5 protein-coding genes are annotated in these 6,419 nt (G+C 72.1%); 1 reads left to right on the forward strand and 4 read right to left on the reverse strand.

Annotated elements, in window-relative coordinates:
* Window positions 1-8 precede the first annotated feature (8 nt).
* The 3 genes from J8M51_RS17595 to J8M51_RS17605 are packed head-to-tail and all read right to left on the reverse strand — an operon-like array spanning window position 9 to window position 4,541.
* Entirely contained in the window at window positions 9-827 is an 819-nt protein-coding gene (locus J8M51_RS17595; RefSeq protein ID WP_267299273.1) for an HAD family hydrolase, read from the reverse strand.
* On the reverse strand, window positions 827-3,343 hold the full coding sequence (locus J8M51_RS17600; RefSeq protein WP_267299274.1) for a phosphoribosyltransferase: 2,517 nt from the start codon (window positions 3,341-3,343) through the stop codon (window positions 827-829). The genes J8M51_RS17595 and J8M51_RS17600 overlap by 1 nt, the downstream gene beginning before the upstream one ends.
* Before the next feature lie 31 nt (window positions 3,344-3,374).
* Window positions 3,375-4,541, reverse strand: a complete 1,167-nt coding sequence (locus J8M51_RS17605; RefSeq protein ID WP_086763224.1) for an HpcH/HpaI aldolase/citrate lyase family protein — start codon at window positions 4,539-4,541, stop codon at window positions 3,375-3,377.
* A gap of 190 nt (window positions 4,542-4,731) precedes the next feature.
* Between J8M51_RS17605 and J8M51_RS17610 the strand changes: the two genes are divergently transcribed.
* The gene (locus tag J8M51_RS17610; protein WP_267299275.1) at window positions 4,732-5,577 is read left to right on the forward strand and encodes a TerD family protein; all 846 of its coding nucleotides are present in this window, start codon (window positions 4,732-4,734) and stop codon (window positions 5,575-5,577) included.
* 55 nt (window positions 5,578-5,632) lie between these two features.
* On the opposite strand, the gene J8M51_RS17615 is transcribed toward J8M51_RS17610, so the two are convergent.
* On the reverse strand, window positions 5,633-6,370 hold the full coding sequence (locus tag J8M51_RS17615) for a TerD family protein (protein ID WP_086753649.1): 738 nt from the start codon (window positions 6,368-6,370) through the stop codon (window positions 5,633-5,635).
* Window positions 6,371-6,419 lie beyond the last annotated feature (49 nt).

The raw sequence follows: 6,419 nt of genomic DNA on the forward strand, positions 1-6,419 counted from the left end.
GGAAAAAGTCACCGCTCGCGCGCGGCCCGCAAGAACTCCCGAAGAATCCGCTCCCCGGCCAGCACCCCCCGCTCCGGCAGCGCACTCACCCCCGGCCCCACGAACCCCTCGTCCGCCAGCTCCCCGTGCCCCGGCCGCCAGGCCCGGTCCGCCGCCAGCAACAGATCGGCATCGAGCAGGGAGTCCCCCGCGGCCAGGGTCAGCTCCACCCCGGTCCGCCGCGCGACCTCCCGCATCGCCGCCGACTTCGTCAGCGGCTTCGGCACGGCGTAGATCTTGCGCCCCTGCAGGGACACCGTCCACCCGCGGTTCTCGGCCCACACCGCGAGGTCCTTCACCCATTCCTCGGGCAGCAGCTCACGCTCGACGACGAGATAGACGAACAGTTCCTCCGCGACCCGGTGCTTGCGCACCCACACGGGGTCCGCCGTGGCCTCCAGGTGCTCGCGCACCTCGGCGAGCGGCGCGCACTCCCGCGCGAGCAGGGCGAGGACCCGCTCGTGCCAGGCGGCGTCCGTGACCCCGTCGACCAGCAGATGCCCGCCGTTGGCACAGATCGCGTACGCCGGCTGCGGCCCCGGCAGATTGATCCGCTGGTACTGCTTGCGCGTCCGGGTGGTCGTCGGCACGAACACCGCCGCGTCCCCCAGCTCGGCCAGCAGCCGCGCCGCCGTCTCGGTCATGTACGACAGCGGTCTGCTCTCGTGCACCTCGACGGTGAGCAGTCGGGGCGCCCGCGCGTCCGGCATGGTCAGCGCGAGCGCGGCGGACGAGTAGATGAGCGTGCGGTCGAGATCGCTCGCGACGAGAACCCTGGGGCCCGGCATCAGACCGCCACCGCCCTGCCGTCGGCGCCGGTCGCGCCCCGCGTGTACTGCGGGTGGATCAACCCCACGCATGTGTAGGGCAGTTCGGCCACCTCTTCCACCGGTACCCCTCTCTGTTCGGCGAGCAGACGTACGTGGTCGAGGTCCGCGCCCGCCCCGGCCCGCGCGAGGATCTTCCACGGTACCCGGCGCAGCAGGACCCGAGTGGTCTCGCCCACACCGGGCTTGACCAGGTTCACGTCGTGGATGCCGTACTCCTCGCTGATCCGCTCGACGGCCGCCCAGCCCTCCCAGGTGGGGGCGCGGTCGGCGGCTAGCAGTTCCCCGGCGCGGGCGTCGACGGCGTCCACGACGTCCGCGAACCGCGCGGCGATGGCGTCCAGGAAGTCCACCGACACATCGACGTCGGCCAACTCCCGGTAGAACTTGGCCCCGTGGAAGTCGTCGGGCCCGACCAGGTCCGCGCGCAGCACGGTCCTCGAAATGAGTCCGGAGACGGTGGAGTTGAGGCAGGCGGACGGGATCAGGAAGTCCTCCCGTGTGCCGTACGTCCGCACGCAGGAACCCGGGTCGGCGAGGACGGCGATCTCCGGGTCGAAGCCGGTGACGCCGTCGGACTTCTCGAACTCCAGCAGGGCGGCGGCGAGTTCACGGGTGATGGCGCCCTTGCCGGTCCAGCCGTCGACGAACACGACGTCGGCGGGGTCGTGGTGGGCGGCCAGCCAGCGCAGCGCGTTGGCGTCGATGCCGCGCCCGCGCACGATCGAGACGGCGTAGTGCGGCACCTCGGTCCCGTGCCGGTACCGGGCCCACCGCCGCATCAGCACGCCCACGGGCGTCCCGGCCCGCGCCAGCGACACGAGCACGGGCCGCGCCGACCGCTCGGCGAGCACGGTCTCGGTGACGACCCCCACGGCCAGCGCGATCCGCTCGGCGGACGCCTCCAGCGCGCTGTGGAAGAGCGCCTGGTACCGCTCGCTGGGCTGGTACTCGACCGGCAGCGACTCCGCGTAGTGCGCCCCGCCGCTCTGGATGGCCTCCTCGCGCTCCTCGGTGGGCGCCTCCAGCGTCACGTCCGAGAGGTCCCGCAGCAGCCAGCCGACCTCGTCGGGCGCGTAGGAGGAGAAGTCGGGGCCGCGCAGGGGGTCGGGGAGCATGGAGGGCCTTTCGGTGACGGGTGGGGTCGGAGCGACCGGGGCGCGGACGCCGGACGGCGGCACGTACGACGGCACCACGGCGAGGAGTACGACGGGGGTGTGGGCGGCGAGCGTCGCGAGCAGGCCGTCGGCGGCGTGCAGCACGGGGGTGTCCGCGACCGAGTCGACGACGGCGACGACCGCGTCGAAGCCGCCGCCGGCCACGTTGTACGCGTACCGCTCCCCCGGCCCGTCCGCCGGATCGTCGTGGGCCGGGAAGACGATCCGGCTGCGTATCGCGTAGCCCGGGTCGTCGACGGCGAGCACGGGCGACCGCGTGGTGGTGGAGAACCGTATCTCCACGCCGTTCGCGACCGTCTTCTCCAGCTCCCGCGCGAGCGCCAGCGGCGCGTACATCAGTTCCTCGAAGCCGAGCACCAGCACCCGGCGGGCCCCCGTCGGCAGGGCCTCGGCGAGGCGCGCCGCCATGCCGGGCAGCGCGCTCTGCAGCCGCGCCCGATGCGCCGGGGTGAATCCGTGCCGGCCGCCGTCGGGCACCCCGTCGGGCCACCCCAGGCCGACGGTGGTGATCTGCGCGGCCCCGCCGCCCCCGGCGGGCCCCGCCGCGGCCGCCCCCTCGTACTCCGCGACCAGCGCCTGCCCCTTCTCCAGCACCCCGTCCGGCAGCCGCACGGTCCCCTTGGCCGCGGTCACGAGGTCCACCCGCGCCCCGATCTCCCGGGCGAACGCGTCCAGCCGCCCCTGATCGGCGGCCGACCGCATGTCGACCAGCGCGACGACGACGTACCGCTTCCGCGGGTAGCGCTCGTGCAGCGCGCGGATGGTGTTGAGGACCGTGTTCCCGGTGGAGAACTCGTCGTCGACGAGGACCAGCGGTCCCCGCCCGGCGAGCAGCGTGGGGTCCTCCGGCAGCAGCAGATGCGAGGTCGCGTGGGAGTGGGACTCCTCGAAACCGCCCGCCTGGTGGACGCCCTCGACCGGGCGCCGGGTGGAGTGCAGATAGGGCGCCTCGCCCACCCCGTCCGCGACGGCGTGCCCGAGCCCGGTGGCCGTCTCGGCGTATCCGAGGACGACCGCGGTCCGTGCCCCGGCCTCGCCCAGCAGTTCCCGCACCCGCCGCCCCAGCGCGAACCCGTGCCCGTGCACGACGGCCGGGGACTGCGGCACATGCTTGCCGAGGACGTTCGACACCAGCAGATGCGCCCGCTTGGGGTTGCGCCGCAGGGCGAGGCCCAACAGTCCGTCCAGCTCCGCGTCCCCGACCAGCTCGACCCCGAGCCGCTCCCGGACCCAGGCCCCGGACCAGACCCCGTCGGCCGTCCCGGTCGCCCCGGTCGCGTCGTTCGCTGCGTCAATCATCGATTCCTCAGTCGGTACGGCGAGTGGATGGTCAGTCGGGCAGGCCCGCGGCCAACAGGTCCACGAACCCGATGTCCTCGTTGGCGACACCGAACACCTCGGCGCGCTGCAGAACCCTTTCCGCCCAGGCGCGGTGGGGCTTGACCTCGTTCATCTTGTTGCGGGACGCGGAGCGCAGGACCCCGCCCCCGTTGCGGTCGGGCCGCAGGATGTCCTGGGCGTCGCCGAACTCCTCGTGGCTGACCACGGACAGCGCGTGGACCGGCAGGACGTGCGAGGGATGGATGCAGGTCTTGCCGAGCAGCCCGTTGGCGTGGTCGAGGGAGATCTCCCGGAGCAGCCCGTCCAGCGAGTGCTCGATCAGCGACTCGCGCAGTTCCACGGCCCGGTTCGCCAGGAAGGGGCTGGTGCGCAGCTGCGGCTTGAACATCCGCTCCTGGACCCGGAAGTACTCCCACACCGGCCCGGTCACGGTGAACCCGGTGCCGTCGGCGCGCCCGAGCACATTGACCACGTCGGCGATGACGGAGGCGACGATCTGGACGTCGTACGCGGTCATGTCGGGCGCCCGGCGCAGGGCGTAGGAGGAGCAGAAGTCGGTGACGCCGAGCCGCAGCGCGAGCACCCGGTCGCGGTACTTGTCGACGGTGTGGGCGATGCCCTGGAGCGCCTCTACGCGCGTCTCTCTGTACATCAGTTCGGGCGATTCCAGCACCGGCATCCCGAACAGCCGCCGTCCGCTCGCCCCCTCGGCGGCGGTGAGCGCCTCCAGGAAGGCGACCCCGCGCTCCTCGGTGAACTTCGGGAACACGAATCCGGACAGCAGCCGTACGGCGGGGCCGAACCGATGGACGAGGTCGGGTATCTGCTCGGGGAAGCGGACCCTGATGAACAGCAGCGGAAGCTCGGTGTCCGTCCGCCCGGCGAGGTCGGTGAACTGCCGGACGAGGTTCTCCTCGGCGTCCACGACCTCCGCGTCGTCGATGGAGTCCTCCAGGCACAGCACCATGGAGACCACACCGCGCCCGGCCTGCTTGACGATGTCGTCGGCCAGCCGCTCGCGGGTGGCCGGGCTGTAGAGCGTGGCGCCCAGCGCGGCGGAGAGCACCCGGGTCGGGGAGTCGGCGTCGAAGACGCCCGGCTCCCGGTAGAAGAGACGGCGCCGCTCCTCAGGGGCGATGTGCCCGAAATGACGCATGTGATTCCCCCGTGGCTGCTGGGCGTCCGGTCACGATCGTGGCCGGTAATAGTACGTACAAATGTGTGACATCAGTTCCCGCCGAGCGTGAAGTTCTGGTAACCCGGCCATGACGGGCGTCGGACGGTTTCCCCAGCGATTCGGCGCCCCCGCGTTGTCGTGATCAGGACCGAGAGGGCAGGATGACCGCATGACGCACGCGATGCTGAAGGGGTCGAACGTCCCGATCGAAGCCACGGCGGTCCGCGCCGTGCTGCGCTGGTCGCCCGGGCAGGGCGTTCCGGTGGTCGACGCCTCGGCGCTGCTCCTCGGCCCCGACGGACGCGTACGGTCCGACGAGGACTTCGTCTTCTACAACCAGCCGCGCCACCCCTCCGGCAAGGTGTGGCGGCTCGGCCAGAAGCGGGTGGCCGACGGCCTCACGGACACGATCCAGACCGACCTGACAGGTGTCGAGTCCGCCGTCAGCCAGATTCTCCTCGTGGCCTCGGCCGAGGGCGTCTCCTTCGACCACGTACCGTCCCTGCGCATCCTGCTGTACGACGCCACGGTCGGCGACGCCGAGCCGCTGGCGTACTTCGACGTCAAGCCCGAGACCGGCGAGGAGACCGCCCTCATCTGCGGTGAGCTGTACCGCCGGGGCGGCGGCTGGAAGTTCCGCGCCCTGGGCGAGGGGTACGCCAACGGCCTGCAGGGTCTCGCCACGAACTTCGGCATCCTGGTCGACGAGTCCGCGGCAGCGGCAGCGGCAGCGGCCGACCAGACGGCCACGCCCCGGACACCGGCGGCCCCGGAGATCTCGGCCCCCCTGCCCCCCGAGCGGCCCCCGACGGGCGTCCCGTCCCAGCCGGCGTACGGCTACCCCCCGGCGGCCCCGCCCCAGCAGCCCACCCAGCCCGCCTACGGCTATCCGCACCCCCAGCCGACCCCGGCCACCACCAACGGCCCGGCCTACGGCTACCCGCAGCCCACGGCGGCGGCCCTGGACCCCGACTTCCGGCTGCCCCCGCAGGGCCCGCAGTTCATCGGCCGCTGAGGAGCGCCCCGTAAGGGGCGCGGGGAACCGCGCGACCGGCCCGCACGGACCCGCGTCAGCGATCCGCCTTCGTCTTGTATCCACGCCCCCACTGCAGCCCCCACCCGTACAACCGGTCGAGTTCGGCCTGGAAGCCGTAGACGAACTTCACCTCCCGGCGGACGGTGATCTCGCCCTTGACGTTCTCGATCATCACCACCGCGCACGACCGCGCCTGCGGATGCCTCTCGTCCAGGCCTATCTCGATCCGCGGCCCGTTGCTCGGGTACAGGGTCACGATCGCGTGGGTACGGTCGAAGGCGGGCGTCTGGTCGTAGATGTAGACGAACACCAGCATCCGCCGGAAGGCGTCCCGGTGGTCCAGGTTGATGTACATCGTCTCGCCGGACCCCGACCCGAACCGGTCGTCCCCGCTGAGCCGCATGTACGGCGGTTCGTTGATGTCCCCGAGGAAGCCGCCCAGCGGCTGTACGACCCCCTTCGTCCCGTCGGCCAGCTCGTACAGACAGCCGAGGTCGAGGTCGACGTTGACCATGCTCTGGCTGTGCGCCTGTACCTCCTCCGGCCGGAGCGCCTTGAAGGGGTGGCGCAGCACGCTCTGCCGCTTGGGCCCGCCGATGTCGGAGGTCCGCATCCGCCAGGAGAGGTTGACGCGCAGATGGCCCGCCGCCGCGTTCTGCTTGGACAGGGACACCTTCTGGTGCCGCTTGGTCAGCTCGATCGCGTTGGTCGCCGCGTTGCCCGCGTCGAACTCCGAGGCCCGCCCGCGCCAGAGGTTGTCCAGGAAACTCATGCCCGCCCCACACCCGCCGTGTCGTCACGTCAACCACCAGCGGGGCGGC

The sequence above is a fragment of the Streptomyces griseiscabiei genome, from assembly GCF_020010925.1.
In the GTDB taxonomy this organism is placed as follows: Bacteria; Actinomycetota; Actinomycetes; order Streptomycetales; family Streptomycetaceae; genus Streptomyces; species Streptomyces griseiscabiei.